This window comes from Burkholderia perseverans, from assembly GCF_022870505.1.
Lineage (GTDB): Bacteria > Pseudomonadota > Gammaproteobacteria > Burkholderiales > Burkholderiaceae > Burkholderia > Burkholderia plantarii.
Genome location: NZ_CP045093.1, coordinates 428,601 through 445,206, shown reverse-complemented (window position 1 = coordinate 445,206; position 16,606 = coordinate 428,601). Strand labels below are relative to the sequence as shown.

Genomic DNA, 16,606 nt, shown 5'->3' with positions numbered 1-16,606 from the left:
GCCGCATGGACCAACCGACGAGCCTGCCAGCAAGCCTTCCCGCGCCCCATGACGCGCCCGATGCCGGGCTGATGCCGGGCGCGCTCGCGTCGCTGGCCGAGGCGATCGGCGACACGCCGCTGGTGCGGCTCGCGCGGCTCGCACCGGCGCCGGAGCCGCACGCCAACCGCCTGCACGGCAAGTGCGAGTTCATGAATCCGGGCGGCTCGATCAAGGACCGGCTCGCGCGCACGCTGCTGACCGAAGCCGCGCGCCGCGGCCTGCTCGCGCCCGGCGGCACCGTGATCGAGACCACCTCGGGCAACACCGGCGTCGGGCTCGCCACGGTCGGCGCAATCCTCGGCTACCGCGTGGTGCTGGTGGTCGCGCGCACCACCACGCCCGACAAGATCAACCTGCTGCGCGCCTGCGGCGCCACCGTGCATCTGGTCAGCCCCGGCCTGCCCGCCGACCATCCCGAATCGGGCACCGCCACCGCGCGGCGCCTCGCTCGCGAGATCCCCGGCGGCTGGTTCGCGAACCAGTTCGGCAACCCGATGAACTGGCAGAGCGCCTATGCCGGGCTCGGCCGCGAACTATGGCGGCAAAGCGATGGCCGGATCGACGCGCTGGTGTGCGGCGCCGGCACCGGCGGCACGCTGCATGGCGTGGCGCGCTTTCTCAAGGAACAGAACCCCGGCGTCGAGATCGTGCTGGCCGAGCCGCCCGGCAGCGCGTTCTCGGCCGCATGGCACGCGCGCACGGCCGCGTTTCGCGGCAGCCTCGTGGAAGGCGTCGGCAACGACGAGGTGCCCGTGGTGGCGAGCCTCGCCGACGTCGACCGCGTGTTCGAGATCGCCGACGCCGAATCGCGCGCGGTCAGCCAGCGGCTGTTCGAGCGCGAGGGCATGCTCGCCGGGCCGTCGTCGGGCTGCATCGTGGCGGCGGCGCTGCGCTACTGCGCAACGGCGCCCGCCACCGCGCGCGGGCGCAACGTGGTCGCGCTGCTGCCCGACGGCGCGCGGCCGTACCTGAACACCTTCTTCGATCCGGCCTGGTGCGAGGCACGCGGGCTGACCGCTGACTGAGCGCCGACTGAGCACCGACTGAGCCGCGCAGGGAGACCTTCACATGCAAATCCATTTCCTCGGCCACGCCAGCCTGCTGATCGAAACCAGCGCCGGCAACATCCTGATGGACCCGGTGTTCGGCGCCTCGCACCAGGAGGGCCTGCTCGACGTGTTCCCGAAGCGCGCGCTGCGCGAACTCGACGCGCTGCGCTTCGAGCTGCTGGTGATCTCCCACCGCCATCTCGATCACTTCGACGTCGAGACGCTGGCCGGGCTGTCGCGCGAGTGCCGCGTGATCATCCCCGACGACGACCTGATCGCGCACGCGCTGCACGAACTCGGCTACCCGAACGTGGAGCGCGTGCATGATTTCGACGAGATCGGGTTCGGCGAGGTGCGCCTCACCATCACGCGCTCGGAGAACCGCGTGCCGGAATTCGGCCTGATCGTGCGCGACGGGCCGTGCCTGCTCTGGAACGCCGTCGACACTATCGTCAGCGAGGCGACCTCGTCGCGCATCGCCGCGCAGCTCGGCCAGGTGGATCTGCTGATCGCGCCATGGCAGCCGCTGCTGGAAAACAATTTCCCGCTGAACCGCTCGCTGGCGTTTCCGCACGAGCGCGTCGGCGCGATGCTCGAACAGATCGCCCGCATCGCGCCGCGCCATGTCGCGCCCGGCTCGTGCATGTTCGCCTACCTGCCGCCCGCCGCGTTCATGAACCAGCTGGTGTTCCCGCTCACGCTGAAGCGCTTCGTGCGCGCGCTCGGCGAGCGCTGCCCGGCGCTGGCCGCGTCCTGCCACGCGGTGCAGCCGTCCGACCTGCTGCGGCTCGACGCGCGCGCCGCAGCAGCCCCCGTCGTCACGCACGCGCCCGGCGCGAGCCGCTTCGCCGTGCGGCTCGCCGACGGCGGCCCCGAGCCGCGCTTCGACCCGGTGCGGTTCGGCGTGCCGTTCGAGCATCCGGCATCCGGCGCCGACGTGCCCGCCGAAGCGCTGCAATGGCGCGTGGCCGAGACCGAATGCACCGACGCGCTGCCGCGCCACATTCTCGGCATGGACCCGGCGCTGCGCGCCGCGCATCGCGAGTGGGACGTGATCTACCAGCTGAACGTGGTGTCGCCCACCCGCACGCAAAGCTGGCACTACCAGCTGGCCGACGCGGCGCCGCGCGCGCAGGGCGGGCCGTCCGACTACGCGAACCTCGAATCGACCATCACGCTCGCCGCGCTGCACGGCCTCGTCGAAGGCACGCTCGGCTGGGACCATGCCCTGCTGAGCGGCAGCTTCCGCAGCTTCGCCTCGATCTATCGCGTGGACCCGCAGGGGCTCACCTATCCCGCGCCGCGCGCCGTCGCCGAGCCGCTGCGCCGCCACTACACCTACGACGCGCAGCTCGAACGCATCGTCGGACGCCAGCTCGCGCGGCTGGGTCGCGCGGGCGCCCGCTGACGCCCGCGCGCCCATGACCGATCCCGTCTTCAAGCCCGACCTGGTGTCCGCGCTGACCGAACGCACCACGCGCGAGGCGCGGGCCGCGCTGTCCGGGCCGCGTCCCGGCCTGCGGCGGCTGATCGCCCTGAGCGGGCCGGCGGTGGTGGCCTCGATCGCCTACATGGACCCCGGCAACTTCGCCACCAACATCGAGGCCGGTGCGCGCTTCGGCTATTCGCTGCTATGGGTCGTGCTGCTGGCCAACCTGATCGGCATGCTGTTCCAGGCGCTGGCCGCGCGGCTCGGCTTCGTGACCGGCCTGAACCTCGCCGAACACTGCCGCCTGCGGCTGCCGCGCGCCGCCGTGTATGGCATGTGGCTGCTGAGCGAACTCGTGGCGATGGCGACCGAGCTCGCCGAGCTGGTCGGCGCCGCAATCGGCCTGCAGCTGCTGTGCGGCCTGCCGCTGCTGGTCGGGATGCTGGTGACGGCGGCCATCGTCAGCGCGCTGCTCGGCTTCGAGCGGCGCGGCTTCCGTCCGCTGGAGCTGATGATCGCCGCGCTGGTCGCGACGATCGGCGCCGCGTATCTGATCGAGCTGGTCATCGTGCCGGTCGCGTGGCCCGCCGTGTTCGCGCAGCTCGTGCCGACGCGGCTGCCGCGCGCCGACGCGCTGATGATCTCGGTCGCGATCGTCGGCGCCACCGTGATGCCTCACGCGCTGTTCCTGCATTCGGGGCTGACGCAGAACCGCGTGACGCCGCAGGGGCCGGCCGAGCTGCGGCGGCTGCTGACGTTCTCGAACCTCGAAGTGGTGGCCGCGCTCGGCGTGGCGGGGCTGATCAACCTGGCGATGGTGATCACCGCGGCCGGTGCGTTCCACGAGCGCTTCAGCGACATCGCGCGGATCGACACCGCCTATCACACGCTGCGCCCGCTGCTCGGCGAGATGGCCGCGCTGCTGTTCCTGACCGGCCTGATCGCGGCCGGCGTATCGAGTTCGGTGGTCGGCGCCATGGCGGGCCAGGTCATCATGCAGGGCTTCGTGAAAAGGCGGCTGCGGCTGTCGCTGCGACGCTTCGTGACGATGGCGCCGAGCTTCGTGGTGATCGCGCTCGGCATCGACGCGACGCGCGCGCTGGTGCTGAGCCAGGTGGTGCTCAGCTTCGCGCTGCCGCTGCCGATGTTCATGCTGATCCGGCTGACCGCGAGCCGCGCCGTGATGGGGCCGTTCCGCAACCGGCGCCTGACGACGGCGGCGGCGACGCTCGCGGCCGGCGTGGTGACGGCACTGAACGCCGTGCTGGTCTGGCAGGGCTGGGCCGGCGTGACGGGCTGAACCGCCCCCGCGCGGCCCGGATGCGCGGCCCTCGCATCGTGTATTTGCGCGCGTTGCCCACGGGACGCCGCGCTCGCCATGACTCCGAGATCCGATGCCGTCCTTTCCCTGTTCTCGGGAGCGGCCGGATTTTCCTACGGTTTCGCGGCGGCCGGGGACGCTTCGACGAAGCACTGCGTTTCCGGAGGACTGCCGGGCCTCGGGCTACCGGCCGGTGCTGCTGGTGCTCGACCCGACTCCGTCCGGCAAGCTGAAAGCGCTCACCCAGGCGTTCCGGAACGCGGGCGGCGAGGCCCACGTGGGCGAAGGACGTCCGGGCCCATGTGAAGCAGCGGTCCGGCGAGGAAATCACGCGGTTCGTGAAGCCCGACATCCGCGATCCGATTCTCCGCATCACCGGACACGCGAACGAACGCCATGACCTGAGCCTCGCCTGCCGCCCTGGCGGATCCAGTCAGGATGCGGGCAGGCTCGAGGTCGCCGTCGGCGGCCAATCGTGGCAGATCCGCCGGCCATCGCAGGAATCGGTTCAGGCGGCCGAAGAGGTGAGGAAAGCGAAGCGGGCCGGGAAGGAAGAGAAAGAAGAGAACGCCGGCAAGGCCGGGAAGACCAGGAAAGCCAGGAAAACCGACGAAGCAGCCGGGCCGGCGCGGGACTGACGGCCGGCGCCGTGCGCGCCCGAGGCCCGCACGGCACGCCGTCGGATCCGGATCTCAGCCGAGGATGTCGACCCAGCCGTGCGCATCGGCTTCGCGCCCGGTCTGGATGCCCACCAGCGTCTTCTTCAGACGCGTCGCCACCGGGCCGGCACCGCCGTCGCCGATCATGAAGCTGTGCTTGCGGCCCTTCACCTGCCCGATCGCCGTGACGACGGCCGCGGTCCCGCAGGCGAACGCCTCCACCAGCCGGCCGCTCTTCGCGTCCGCTTCCCACTGCTCGATCGAGTACGGCTCCTCGCGCACGGTGTAGCCCAGATCGCGCGCCAGTTCGATCAGCGAGGCACGCGTGATGCCGGGCAGGATCGTGCCGGTGAGCGGCGGCGTCTGCAGCGAGCCGTCGTCGAACACGAAGAACACGTTCATGCCGCCCAGCTCCTCGATCCAGCGCCGCTCGACCGCGTCGAGGAACACCACCTGATCGCAGCCCTCGCGCGTCGCCTCGGCCTGCGCGGCGAGGCTCGCCGCGTAGTTGCCGCCGCACTTCGCGTCGCCGGTGCCGCCGGGCGCCGCGCGCGTGTAGCTGTCCGACACCCAGATCGCCACGCCCTTCGACGCGTCGCCCTTGAAGTAGGCGCCCACCGGCGTGGCCACCACGCAGAACAGGTACTGCGCCGACGGCTTCACGCCGAGCACCACCTCGTCGGCGATCATGAACGGGCGCAGGTACAGCGCGCTGCCTTCCGCCGACGGAATCCAGTCGCGCTCCAGCTTCACGAGCTGGCGCACCGCTTCCACGAACAATTCTTCCGGCAGCTGCGCCATCGCCAGCCGCGCCGCCGAGTTCTGGAACCGGCGCGCGTTCTGCTCGGGGCGGAACAGCGCGACCTGGCCGTCGGGCAGCGGGTACGCCTTCATGCCTTCGAAGATTTCCTGCGCATAGTGCAGCACCAGCATGGCCGGATCGATCTGGAGCGCGTGGCGCGGCTCGATCTTCGCGTCGTGCCAGCCCTGGCCTTCCGTGTAGCGGATCGTCACCATGTAGTCGGTGAAAATCTTGCCGAAGCCGGGATTCTCGAGCAGTCGCGCGCGAGCTTCGGCGGAAGTCGGATTCGGATGACGCTCGATCGGGAAAGTCGGGGTGCTGCCGGTGCTCATTGTGGTCCGCTCCTGTTTTATTGGGGCGGCGGGAACGTCCCGCCGCCGCGCTGACCGAACACTGTAATCGACCTGAGCGTTCCGCGCATCCGGAAATCTCCGTGCAAAGCCCGCGAACGCCGCAACAAACCCGGCGCGCCACCGCGTCGGCGTAACGAAACGCGGGGAATTCGCGCATCGTCCGGGCCGCGGCCGCACGCGCCGCGCATGCTCGCGGGAATGCGCGGCAGCCGATGCGAAACGCGCCGGCTCGGTGAGTCGAAACGGGCCGGATGACGGTCGCCGCAGAGGGAAGACGGCCGAAAGGAAGCCGAAGCGGGCCGGAAAGAAGCGCTGAAAGGCATCCGCAACGAGCACGGCGCGGTGGGGCTGGCAGCCCGCGGCGCCCGCGCGCCACCCGCGCGTCGCGGGTCCGCGCCGCCGGCCATGCCGGGGCATGGACAATGTCGTGCCAGGCCGCACAGTGCCGGGCGCGCCGGGCCGGCCACCGGCACCGCCCGGCGCCGCCGCCGGCCTTGCGTCACCTCACGGCTTCGTTACCTCAGGCCGCGCCGATCGCGTCGAGTTCGCGCATCGCGTAGTCGGGCAGGTCGAGCTGCCCGGCGGCGAGGTTCTCGCGCAGATGCGTGACCGACGAGGTGCCCGGAATCAGCAGCACGTTCGGCGCGCGGCGCAGCAGCCACGCCAGCGCGACCTGCATCGGCGTGGCGCCGAGCCGCCCGGCCACGGCGGAAAGCTCCGACGATTGCAGCGGCGAGAACCCGCCGAGCGGGAAGAACGGCACGTAGGCCACGCCCTCGGCGGCCAGCGTGTCGATCAGCGCGTCGTCGTCGCGATGCGCGAGGTTGTACAGGTTCTGCACGCAGACGATCTCGCAGATGCGCCGCCCTTCCTCGATCTGCGCGCGCGTCACGTTGCTGAGCCCGATGTGGCGCACCAGCCCCTTGCGCTGCAGTTCGGCCAGCACGGCGAGCGGCGCCTCGATCGAGCCCTCGGCCGGCCCGTGCGTCGAGAACATCGCGCGCAGGTTCACCACGTCGAGCACGTCGCGGCCGAGATTGCGCAGGTTGTCGTGGACCGCGCTCTCCAGCTCGGCGGCGGAAAACGCCGGCAGCCAGGCACCGGCCGCGTCGCGGCGCGCGCCCACCTTGGTCACGATCACGAGATCGTCGCGGTACGGATGCAGCGCCTCGTGGATCAGCCGGTTCGTGACGTGCGGGCCGTAGAAGTCGCTGGTGTCGATATGGTCGACGCCGGCCTCCACGGCCGCGCGCAGCACCGCCAGCGCGGCGGCGTGATCCTTCGGCGGACCGAACACGCCGGGGCCGGCCAGCTGCATGGCGCCATAGCCGATGCGGTGGACCGAATGGCTGCCGAGCGGGAAAACCTGGGTCGGGGTTGATGCGTTCATGAAGCGCCTCCTGGTAGGGAAACCCGAGCTTACGCGCTGGCGATTCCATCGATAAGCCGCCATAATCCGCACGGCTTGTACGAAGGAGCGAACAATGAACGTCGATCTGTCGGACCTCAGCGCGTTCGTGGCGGTGGCGCGCGCGAACGGCTTTCGCGACGGCGCGCGCGCCACCGGCACCAGCGCGTCCGGACTCAGCGAGGCGGTGCGCAGGCTGGAGGCGCGGCTCGGCGTGCGGCTGCTGAACCGCACCACCCGCAGCGTGGTGCCGACCGAGGCCGGCGAACGTCTTCTGGCGCGGCTCGCGCCGGCGTTCGGCGAGGTGGAGGCGGCGCTCGACGAGGTCAACGGCTTTCGCGACCGGCCGGCCGGCACGCTGCGCCTGAACGTGCCGGTCAGCGTGGCGCGGCTGGTGCTGCCGTCGATCGTGCCGCGCTTCCTGGCGGCCTATCCCGAGATCCGGCTCGAAGTGTCGGCCGACGAGAATTTCGTCGACGTGCTGGCGGTGGGCTGCGACGCCGGCATCCGCTACGAGGAGCGGCTCGAGCAGGACATGATCGCGGTGCCGATCGGCCCGCGCCTGCAGCGCTTCGCGATGGCGGCCGCGCCCGCCTACCTGGACCGGCGCGGACGGCCCGCGCATCCGCGCGAGCTGCTCGACCACGACTGCATCCTCGGCCGCTTCCCGAGCGGCGCGATGCCGCCGTGGAGCTTCGAGCGCGACGGCGAGACGGTGCGCATCGAGCCGTCGGGGCAACTGCTCGTGCAGTTGGGCGCGGCGGTGGATCTGGCCGTCGACGCGGCGGTGGCCGGCACCGGCATCATCCGCCTGTTCGAGGACTGGCTGCGCCCGCACCTGGCGAGCGGCGCGCTCGAACCGGTGCTGGAAGGCTGGTGGGAGACGTTCTCGGGGCCGTTCCTCTACTACCCGGGGCGGCGGCTCGTGCCGGCGCCGCTGCGCGCGTTCATCGATTTCGTGCGCGCCGACGGCGAGGCGCAGGCCGGGGCGGCACCGCAGCCATCCGGCGCCGCGCCGTGATTCAGCGGCCGGCGCCGGCCGTGGTGCCGGTCAGGAACCAGACGGCGAACAGCGGCGTGGCCGCGGCGCGCATCGCATGCAGCTCGCCGCCGCGGTTATGCACGAGCGCGCCGGGGCCGGGCGCCCACCATGCGGTGCCGTCGCGCCACCACTCGCCGTCGGACATCACGACGTAGACCTCGTCGGGCGGATGCCGATGCACGGGATAGGCGACGCCGGGCGCGAGCAGCGACACGCCGACGATCATCGTGCCGAGCGTCGCGCGCCCCGCGCCGCCGATCACGATCGCGTTTGCGTGGCCCTGCTCGAATGCCGGATCGGGTTCGTCGGTCGGGCGCCGATACCAGCGCAGCGCCGGCGCCAGGCGCGCGAAGCCCATGGCCAGCGGCGCGAGCGCGGCGTCGGCGGCCGTGGCGCGATGCAGGGCATCGGCCAGCCAGGTCTCGACGACGTCGGACGTGTGCGGCGCCTCACGCGGCGCCACCGGTGCGGGCACGCCCTCGAGCGCGGCGCGTGCCGCGTCGAGCGCGTCGCGCCCGCCGTGTTCGGCGTCGAGATAAACAGACAGATCGCGCAGCCACGCGGTCAGGCCGATCGTGTCGAGGGAATCCGCCATGCGCGGCCTCCGGATGGAAAGGCAACCGGATCGATGCGGGCGGAGCCGTCACGCGCAACGCACGCGTGGTGAAGGCTCCGCCCTGCCGGTGCCTCGATCGCTCAGGCGTCCGAACGGCCGCCGTACACCGGGAACTGCTTCGTCAGCTCGGCCACCTGCGCGCGCACCCGCTCGATGGTCGCCGTGTCTTCCGGATGGTCGAGCACGTCGGCGATCAGGTTGCCGACGATCTCGGCTTCCTTCGTGCCGAAGCCGCGCGTCGTCATCGCCGGCGAGCCCAGGCGGATCCCGCTCGTCACGAACGGCTTCTCCGGATCGTTCGGGATCGCGTTCTTGTTCACCGTGATGTGCGCCGCGCCCAGCGCCGCTTCCGCCGCCTTGCCCGTGATCTTCTTCGCCTGCAGGTCCACCAGCATCACATGGCTTTCCGTGCGCCCCGACACGATCCGCAGCCCGCGCTTGACCAGCGTCTCCGCCAGCACCCGCGCGTTCTCCACCACCTGTTGCTGATACGCCTTGAACTCCGGCGACGCCGCTTCCTTGAACGCCACCGCCTTCGCCGCGATCACGTGCATCAGCGGGCCGCCCTGGATACCCGGGAAGATCGCCGAGTTGATCGGCTTCTCGTATTCGGCCCTCATCAGGATCACGCCGCCGCGCGGGCCGCGCAGGCTCTTGTGCGTGGTCGTCGTCACGAAGTCCGCATGCGGCACCGGGTTCGGATACACGCCCGCCGCGATCAGCCCCGCGTAGTGCGCCATGTCCACCATCAGGTACGCGCCCACCGACTTCGCGATCTTCGTCAGCCGCTCGAAGTCGATCTTCAGCGCGAACGCCGACGCGCCCGCCACGATCATCTTCGGCTTGTGTTCCTGCGCCAGCTTCTCGGCCGCTTCGTAGTCGATGTCCTCGCCTTCGTTCAGGCCGTAGCTCACCACGTTGAACCACTTGCCCGACATGTTCACCGGCGAGCCGTGCGTGAGGTGGCCGCCGTGCGCGAGGCTCATCCCCATGATCGTGTCGCCCGGCTTCAGCATCGCGAAGAACACGCCCTGGTTGGCCTGCGAGCCCGAGTTCGGCTGCACGTTGGCCGCGTCCGCGCCGAACAGCGCCTTGACGCGGTCGATCGCCAGCTGCTCGACCACGTCCACGTATTCGCAGCCGCCGTAGTAGCGCTTGCCGGGATAGCCCTCGGCATACTTGTTGGTCAACTGCGAGCCTTGCGCGGCCATCACGGCCGGGCTCGTATAGTTCTCGGAGGCGATCAGCTCGATGTGATCTTCCTGGCGCTGGTTTTCCTGCTGGATCGCCTGCCAGAGATCCGGATCGACCGCTTCGATGCTGCTGCTGGAATAGTTGAACATGATTTTCCCGACGTCCGTCATCAAAAGACTTACCCTGCGCCGCGCGCGGCGGCTCCCGGCACGGATCGGCGTCCGCCCGGCGCGCTTCGAACAAATTGCTTGATTCGGTGCGCTATTCAACCGGAAGCGCCGGCCGCCATCTAGAAGAATTGCGACAACGCAATGGGATGGAATCGGCGCGCGACCGGCGCGGTCCGGCCGATGTCGCGCGGCGACAGGTCGGTGACGCATGCTCAACACGGGGACAAAAAAACGACACCCCGGCAAGCCGTGAAGCCTGCCGGGGTGTCCGAGGCGCGCGGGCCGATGCTGCCGCCACCCGCCTGCCTCGATCCGGGGCTCAGCCCGCCGTGGCTTGCGAAGCCGGTGCCGCCGGAGCAGCCTTGCCGTAGTCGACCGGCGCATCGGCCTCGCGCGGCGTGTCGCCCGAATGCTCGATCCAGCCGCCGCCCAGCGCGCGGTACAGGTCCACCAGGTTCGTCCAGCGCGACAGCCGCGCCGAGATCAGCGACTGCTGCGCCGTGTACAGATCCGTCTGCGCCGTCAGCACTGTCAGGTAGTTGTCCACCCCGTTCTTGTAGCGCAGGTCCGACAGATCGTAGCGCCGCTGCTGCGCCTGCTCGTTGCGTTGCAGCGCCGCGATCTGCTGGTCGAACGTCCCCCGAGCAGCCAGCCCGTCCGACACTTCCTGGAACGCCGTCTGGATCGCCTTCTCGTAGTTCGCCACCTCGATGCGCTTCTGCACGTGCGCGAGATCGAGGTTCGCCAGGTTCGAGCCGCCCTCGAAGATCGGCAGCGTGATGTCCGGCGCGAACGACCAGGCCGCCGTCCCCGCCTTGAATAGCCCGCCCAGCGTCGGGCTCGCCGTGCCGAACGCGCCCGTCAGCGAGATGCGCGGGAAGAACGCCGCGCGCGCCGCCCCGATGTTCGCGTTGGCCGCGCGCAGCGTCTGCTCGGCCTCCATGATGTCGGGCCGGCGCGTGAGCAGGTCCGACGGCAGCCCCGCCGGGATGTCGGTGAGCAGGTCCTGCGAGTCGAGCGGCAGGCCCGCCGGCAGGTCGTCCGGCAGCGGCTCGCCCACCAGCACCACCAGCGCGTTGAGCGCCTGCGCCCGTGCGCGTGCCTGCGCCTGCTGGTTCGCCAGCGCCTGCTCGACCACCGTCTGCGCCTGACGCAGGTCCAGCTCCGAGCCGGTGCCGTTGTCGAACTGCAGCTTGGTCAGGTTGTACGAGGACTGCGCCGTCTTCAGCGTGTCTTCCGTCACCTTCAGCAGGTCGTCGGTGGACAGCACCGTCAGGTACTGGTCGGCCACCTGCGAGATCAGCGAGATCTCGGCGGCCTTGCGTGCCTGTGCCGTGGACAGGTATTGCGCGAGCGCCTGGTCCTTCAGGCTCTGGATCCGGCCGAACAGGTCCAGCTCCCACGACGCCGACAGCCCGACGTTGTAGACGTGCGTGACGAGCGGCGCCCCCGTGGTCGAGACGCCGGCCGGCAGCCGCTGGAGCGAGCCGGTGCCGGTGCCGCCCAGCGTGGGCAGCAGCTCGGCGCGCGTGATCTGGTACTGCGCGCGCGCCGCCTCCACGTTGAGCACCGACACGCGCAGGTCGCGGTTGTTCTTCAGCGCCAGCTCGATCAGCTGCTGCAGCCGCGGATCGGTGAAGAAGTTGCGCCAGCCGATGTCGCTGGCGGCCTGGCCGTTCGCGCTCTTGGTCGCGCTCGCGCCCGGCTGCGTCGCGTAGACGCCGTCGGACGGGAACGACCCCGAGACCGGCGCCGCCGGACGCTTGAAATGCGGTGCCAGCGTACAGCCGCTGGCCACCAGTGCGACCGCCATTGCAGTCAAAGCAAATTTTCGCATTGTCACTGTTCCTTGTTGCCGTCGCCGCCTTCCTGGGTCCGGTGCGCGTGTTCCTGCGCGAGACGCAGCGCTTCGTCGGCATCTTCCTTCTCGCCGCCGAAGATCGCCCGCACCTTCACGAAGAACATGGGGATCATGAAGATCGCGAGGAACGTCGCGGTCAACATCCCGCCGATCACGCCGGTGCCGATCGCGTGCTGGCTCGCCGAACCCGCGCCGTTGCTGATCGCGAGCGGCAGCACGCCGAGGATGAACGCGAGCGAGGTCATCAGGATCGGGCGCAGCCGCAGCCGCGCCGCTTCCAGCGCCGCCTCGACCGGCCCCATCTTCTCGCCGATCTGCAGCTCGCGCGCGAATTCCACGATCAGGATCGCGTTCTTCGCCGACAGCCCCACCGTGGTCAGCAGGCCGACCTGGAAGAACACGTCGTTCTCAAGCCCGCGCACCGTGGTGGCGATCAGCGCGCCGATCACGCCGAGCGGCACCACCATGATCACCGAGAACGGGATCGACCAGCTCTCATACAGCGCCGCCAGACACAGGAACACCACCAGGATCGAGATCGCGTAGAGGATCGGCGCCTGCGAGCCCGACTGCAGTTCCTGGAACGACAGGCCCGTCCACGAGTAGCCGATGCCGTTCGGCAGCTTCTGCGAGATCTTCTCCATCGCCGCCATCGCCTGGCCGGTACTGTTGCCCGGCGACGCCTGCCCCTGGATTTCCACCGACGAGATGCCGTTGTAGCGCTCCAGCTTCGGCGAACCGTAGGTCCAGTGGCCGGTCGCGAACGCGCTGAACGGCACCATCCCGCCCGCGCTGTTGCGCACGTACCAGATGTTCAGGTCTTCGGGCGTGACGCGGAACGGCGAGTCGGCCTGCACGTACACCTTCTTGATCCGGCCATCGGTATCGAGGAAGTTGTTGACGTACTGCGAGGCCCACGCGATCGAGAAGGTCTGGTCGATCGCGGCCGGCGTCACGCCGAGCGCGTTGGCCTTCTCGCGGTCGATGTCGACCTTGAACTGCGGCGTGTCGTTGAGGCCGTTCGGGCGCACCAGCGCCAGCGCCGGATCCTTCGCGGCCATCCCGAGCAGCTGGTTGCGCGCGGCCATCAGCGCATCGTGGCCAAGGCCGCCGTTGTCGGTCAACTCGAAGTCGAAGCCGGCGGCGGTGCCGAGTTCCGGAATCGACGGCGGATTGAACGGGATCACCACGGCGTCCTTGTAGGTCGCGTAGTGGCCCATGGTCCGCTTCAGCAGCGCCTGCACCTTGCGGTCGGCGCTGCGGCGCTCCTCGAACGGCTTGAGCTTGACGAACACGAGGCCGGCGTTCTGGCCGCGGCCCGCGAAGCTGAAGCCGTTCACGGTGAACACCGAATCCACCACGTCCTTTTCCTGCGTCGCCATGTGCGTGGTGATGTCGGCCAGCGTGCGCGCGGTGGTCTCCTGGGTCGAGCCCGGCGGCGTCTGCACGATCATGAACATGTAGCCCTGGTCCTCGTCCGGCAGGAACGACTTCGGCAGCCGCACGAACAGGAAGCCGACGCCGACGATCACCGCGAGGTAGATCACGAGCCAGCGGCTCGAGCGCTTGATCACGTGATGCACGCCCACGTGATACTTCTCGCGGCCCTTGTCGAAGTTGCGGTTGAACCAGCCGAAGAAGCCCTTCTTCTCCTCGTGATGGCCCTTCTCGACCGGCTTCAGGATGGTCGCGCACAGCGCCGGCGTGAGAATCAGCGCGACCAGCACCGACAGCACCATCGCCGATACGATCGTCAGCGAGAACTGCCGGTAGATCGCGCCCACCGAGCCGCCCGAGAACGCCACCGGCACGAACACCGCCGACAGCACCAGCGCCACGCCCACCAGCGCGCTGGTGATCTGGCCCATCGCCTTCTTCGTGGCTTCCTTCGGCGAAAGGCCGTCCTCCACCATCACGCGTTCGACGTTCTCCACCACCACGATCGCATCGTCCACCAGCAGGCCGATCGCGAGCACCAGGCCGAACATCGACAGCGTGTTGATCGAGAAGCCCGCCGCCGCCATGATCGCGAACGTGCCGAGCAGCACCACCGGCACCGCGATGGTCGGGATCAGCGTCGCGCGCAGGTTCTGCAGGAACAGGTACATCACGAGGAACACCAGCACGATGCCTTCCAGCAGCGTCTTGACCACTTCCTCGATCGACAGGCGCACGAACGGCGTCGTGTCATACGGGTAATGCACCACCATGCCGTGCGGGAAGTACTTCGACAGCTCCTGCACCTTGCCCTTGATCGCATCGACCGTGGCCAGCGCGTTGGCGCCGGTGGCCAGCTGGATGCCGAGGCCGGCCGTGGGCTGGCCCATGTACTTGGTGTCGAAGTTGTAGTTCTCCGCCCCGAGGTTCATGGTCGCCACGTCCTTCAGGCGCACCTGCGAGCCGTCCTGGTTCACCTTCAGCAGGATGTTGCCGAACTGCTCCGGCGTCTGCAGCAGCGTCTGCTCGGTGATGGTGGCCTGCAGCACCGTGCCCGGCTTGGCCGGCGTGCCGCCGATCTGGCCGCCCGCGATCTGCACGTTCTGCGCCGTGATCGCGGCCGTCACGTCGGACGGCGTCAGGCTGAAGTTGGTCAGCTTGTTCGGGTCGAGCCAGATCCGCATCGCGTACTGCGAGCCGAGCAGCAGCGTCTGACCGACGCCGTTCAGGCGGCTGATCGGATCGAGCACGTGCGAGGCGACGTAGTTCGTCAGGTCGTTGCGGCCCATGCTGCCGTCGTCGGAGTTGAACGCGATCCAGATCAGCCAGCTCGTGCTGGACTTCGTGACCTTCAGGCCGAGCTGCTGCACCACCTGGGGCAGGATCGGCGTGGCCAGCGACAGCTTGTTCTGCACCTGCACCTGCGCGATGTCCGGGTTGGTGCCCGGCGCGAACGAGATGGTGATGGTGGCGTTGCCCGAATCGTCACTGGTCGACGACATGTACAGGAAGTTGTCGAGGCCGCTCATCTGCTGCTCGATCACCTGCGTGACCGTGTCCTCGACCGTCTTCGCCGACGCGCCCGGATAGTTCGCCGTGATCTGCACCGCGGGCGGCGCGATCGTCGGGTACTGCGAGATCGGCAGCGTGAAGATCGATGCGACGCCCGCGAGCATCAGCACGATCGCGATCACCCACGCGAAGATCGGCCGATCGATAAAAAACTTTGCCATTTGAGACCCCTCGTTACTTCGCGGCGGATGCGCCCGCCGCGGATGCCGCCGCGCCCGATGCGCCCGATGCGGCACCGGCCGGTGCCTGCGCGGCGCCGGCGTCGGAAGCGGCGTTCGGATCGGCCGGCAGCTGCGCGGCCACCGGCTTGACGGTCATGCCCTGCTGCACCTTCGCCACGCCCTGCACGATTACGCGGTCGCCCGCCTGCAGGCCGCCCTCGACGATCCAGTCCTGGCCGTAGGTGCCGGCGGTCTTCAGCACATGGGTGGCGACCTTGTTGTCCTGGCCCACCACCAGCGCGGTCGGCTGGCCCTTCGGGTCGTGCTGCACGCCGATCTGCGGCACCAGGAACGCGTTGTCGTTGACGCCTTCCTCGATGCGCGCGCGCACGAACATGCCCGGCAGCAGCACGTGGTTCGGGTTCGGGAAGATCGCGCGGATCGTCACCGAGCCGGTGGTCTGGTCCACCGTCACGTCGGTGAACTGCAGCTTGCCTTCAGCCGAGTAGGTCTTGCCGTCCTCGAGCACCAGCGACACCTTCGCCGCGTTCGGGCCGGCCGTCTTCACGCGTCCGCTCTGGATGTCCTGGCGCAGCTTCAGGCCGTCGAGGCTCGACTGCGTGAGGTCGACGTACATCGGATCGAACTGCTGCACGGTCGACATCAGCGTCGCCGCGCTGGCTTGAACGTAGGCACCCGGCGTGACCTGCGAGATCCCCACGCGGCCCGAGATCGGCGACAGCACGTCGGTGTAGCCGAGGTTGATCTGCGCGGTGTCCACCGCCGCCTTGCCCGACGCGACGTCGGCCGCGGCCTGGCCGGCCGAGGCCACGGCGTTGTCGTAGTCCTGCTTGCTGACCGCGTTGGCGGCCACCAGCACCTTGTAGCGCGCGGCCTGCGCGTTGGTCGAGACCAGGTTCGCCTGGGCGCGCGCGAGCGTGGCCTTGGCACTGTCGAGCGTGGCGAGGTACGGCGCCGGATCGATCTTGTAGAGCCGCTGGCCGGCCTTCACGTCGGAGCCTTCGGTGAATTCGCGACGCAGCACGATGCCGTCGACGCGCGCCCGGACCTGTGCCATCAGGAACGCGTTGGTGCGGCCCGGCAGTTCGGTGATGACCGGCACCGCTTGCGGCTGGACCGTCACGACACCGACCTCGGGCGCCGGGGGCGGCGGCGCCGCGTCCTGCTTTCCGCAGGCGGCGAGCAGCGCGGCGGCTGCCGCGACAGGAAGAATGCGATAAGAAACCCGTTCGACGCGCATGGAGCGACCTCTGTAAGAATCAACGAAACGGCACCGGCCGGCAGTCCATCGCCGGAAACCGATGCGGCAAACACGGGAACGACCAGCACCGGCGCCGCGCTGGCGGCATCGGCCGGCGCCGCCGGTCGCCGGCCCGCAACAGGCGGCCACGACCTGACGACGCAACGAAGGCATCCGTGACGGACAACACTTCACGGACGAAAAACTTCACGGAAAAACCAGGAAGCCC

At 69.6% G+C, this 16,606-nt stretch carries 12 protein-coding genes; 5 read left to right on the top strand and 7 right to left on the bottom strand.

Annotated features, from left to right (window positions below):
• Positions 1–5: 5 nt before the first annotated feature.
• The 4 genes from BpN12_RS01895 to BpN12_RS01880 all read left to right on the top strand — a co-directional run bounded on the left by BpN12_RS01895 (position 6) and on the right by BpN12_RS01880 (position 4,479).
• Positions 6–1,067 (top strand): PLP-dependent cysteine synthase family protein, encoded by a 1,062-nt coding sequence (locus BpN12_RS01895; protein WP_246793589.1) that lies wholly within the window; start codon positions 6–8, stop codon positions 1,065–1,067.
• Positions 1,068–1,110: 43 nt separating this feature from the next.
• Positions 1,111–2,499, top strand: a complete 1,389-nt coding sequence (locus BpN12_RS01890) for an MBL fold metallo-hydrolase (protein WP_246793588.1) — start codon at positions 1,111–1,113, stop codon at positions 2,497–2,499.
• Positions 2,500–2,512: 13 nt separating this feature from the next.
• Positions 2,513–3,820 carry an Nramp family divalent metal transporter gene (locus BpN12_RS01885; RefSeq protein WP_246793587.1) on the top strand — a complete coding sequence of 436 codons (1,308 nt, stop codon included), beginning with the start codon at positions 2,513–2,515 and terminating at the stop codon, positions 3,818–3,820.
• 359 nt (positions 3,821–4,179) lie between these two features.
• A complete protein-coding gene (locus BpN12_RS01880; RefSeq protein ID WP_246793586.1) occupies positions 4,180–4,479 on the top strand; it encodes a hypothetical protein in 300 nt (99 codons plus the stop codon).
• Positions 4,480–4,533: 54 nt separating this feature from the next.
• On the opposite strand, the gene BpN12_RS01875 is transcribed toward BpN12_RS01880, so the two are convergent.
• Together BpN12_RS01875 and BpN12_RS01870 are read right to left on the bottom strand one after the other, a co-directional pair.
• Positions 4,534–5,634, bottom strand: a complete 1,101-nt coding sequence (locus tag BpN12_RS01875) for a branched-chain amino acid aminotransferase (RefSeq protein WP_246793585.1) — start codon at positions 5,632–5,634, stop codon at positions 4,534–4,536.
• 541 nt (positions 5,635–6,175) lie between these two features.
• Entirely contained in the window at positions 6,176–7,045 is an 870-nt protein-coding gene (locus tag BpN12_RS01870; protein ID WP_246793584.1) for an aldo/keto reductase family oxidoreductase, read from the bottom strand.
• A 94-nt stretch (positions 7,046–7,139) separates the two neighbouring features.
• On the opposite strand from BpN12_RS01870, the gene BpN12_RS01865 reads away from it, so the two are divergent.
• Positions 7,140–8,084 (top strand): LysR family transcriptional regulator, encoded by a 945-nt coding sequence (locus tag BpN12_RS01865; protein ID WP_246793583.1) that lies wholly within the window; start codon positions 7,140–7,142, stop codon positions 8,082–8,084.
• A gap of 1 nt (position 8,085) precedes the next feature.
• Here the strand turns inward: BpN12_RS01865 and BpN12_RS01860 are convergent, their stop codons facing one another.
• The 5 genes from BpN12_RS01860 to BpN12_RS01840 all read right to left on the bottom strand — a co-directional run bounded on the left by BpN12_RS01860 (position 8,086) and on the right by BpN12_RS01840 (position 16,377).
• Positions 8,086–8,700 (bottom strand): dimethylsulfonioproprionate lyase family protein, encoded by a 615-nt coding sequence (locus BpN12_RS01860; protein ID WP_246793582.1) that lies wholly within the window; start codon positions 8,698–8,700, stop codon positions 8,086–8,088.
• Positions 8,701–8,801: 101 nt separating this feature from the next.
• A complete protein-coding gene (gene glyA / locus BpN12_RS01855; RefSeq protein ID WP_246793581.1) occupies positions 8,802–10,064 on the bottom strand; it encodes a serine hydroxymethyltransferase in 1,263 nt (420 codons plus the stop codon).
• 340 nt (positions 10,065–10,404) lie between these two features.
• Positions 10,405–11,922, bottom strand: a complete 1,518-nt coding sequence (locus BpN12_RS01850) for an efflux transporter outer membrane subunit (RefSeq protein ID WP_246793580.1) — start codon at positions 11,920–11,922, stop codon at positions 10,405–10,407.
• A gap of 2 nt (positions 11,923–11,924) precedes the next feature.
• Entirely contained in the window at positions 11,925–15,116 is a 3,192-nt protein-coding gene (locus BpN12_RS01845) for an efflux RND transporter permease subunit (RefSeq protein ID WP_246793579.1), read from the bottom strand.
• A gap of 13 nt (positions 15,117–15,129) precedes the next feature.
• Positions 15,130–16,377 carry an efflux RND transporter periplasmic adaptor subunit gene (locus tag BpN12_RS01840; RefSeq protein ID WP_246793578.1) on the bottom strand — a complete coding sequence of 416 codons (1,248 nt, stop codon included), beginning with the start codon at positions 16,375–16,377 and terminating at the stop codon, positions 15,130–15,132.
• Positions 16,378–16,606: the final 229 nt, after the last annotated feature.

Excerpts from the sequence above, each read along its gene's own strand:
- BpN12_RS01895 (WP_246793589.1), top strand. The coding sequence starts at position 6 with ATGGACCAACCGACGAGCCTGCCAGCAAGCCTTCCCGCGCCCCATGAC.
- BpN12_RS01890 (WP_246793588.1), top strand. The coding sequence starts at position 1,111 with ATGCAAATCCATTTCCTCGGCCACGCCAGCCTGCTGATCGAAACCAGC.
- BpN12_RS01885 (WP_246793587.1), top strand. The coding sequence starts at position 2,513 with ATGACCGATCCCGTCTTCAAGCCCGACCTGGTGTCCGCGCTGACCGAA.
- BpN12_RS01875 (WP_246793585.1), bottom strand. The coding sequence starts at position 5,634 with ATGAGCACCGGCAGCACCCCGACTTTCCCGATCGAGCGTCATCCGAAT.
- BpN12_RS01870 (WP_246793584.1), bottom strand. The coding sequence starts at position 7,045 with ATGAACGCATCAACCCCGACCCAGGTTTTCCCGCTCGGCAGCCATTCG.
- BpN12_RS01865 (WP_246793583.1), top strand. The coding sequence starts at position 7,140 with ATGAACGTCGATCTGTCGGACCTCAGCGCGTTCGTGGCGGTGGCGCGC.
- BpN12_RS01860 (WP_246793582.1), bottom strand. The coding sequence starts at position 8,700 with ATGGCGGATTCCCTCGACACGATCGGCCTGACCGCGTGGCTGCGCGAT.
- glyA (WP_246793581.1), bottom strand. The coding sequence starts at position 10,064 with ATGTTCAACTATTCCAGCAGCAGCATCGAAGCGGTCGATCCGGATCTC.
- BpN12_RS01850 (WP_246793580.1), bottom strand. The coding sequence starts at position 11,922 with ATGCGAAAATTTGCTTTGACTGCAATGGCGGTCGCACTGGTGGCCAGC.
- BpN12_RS01845 (WP_246793579.1), bottom strand. The coding sequence starts at position 15,116 with ATGGCAAAGTTTTTTATCGATCGGCCGATCTTCGCGTGGGTGATCGCG.
- BpN12_RS01840 (WP_246793578.1), bottom strand. The coding sequence starts at position 16,377 with ATGCGCGTCGAACGGGTTTCTTATCGCATTCTTCCTGTCGCGGCAGCC.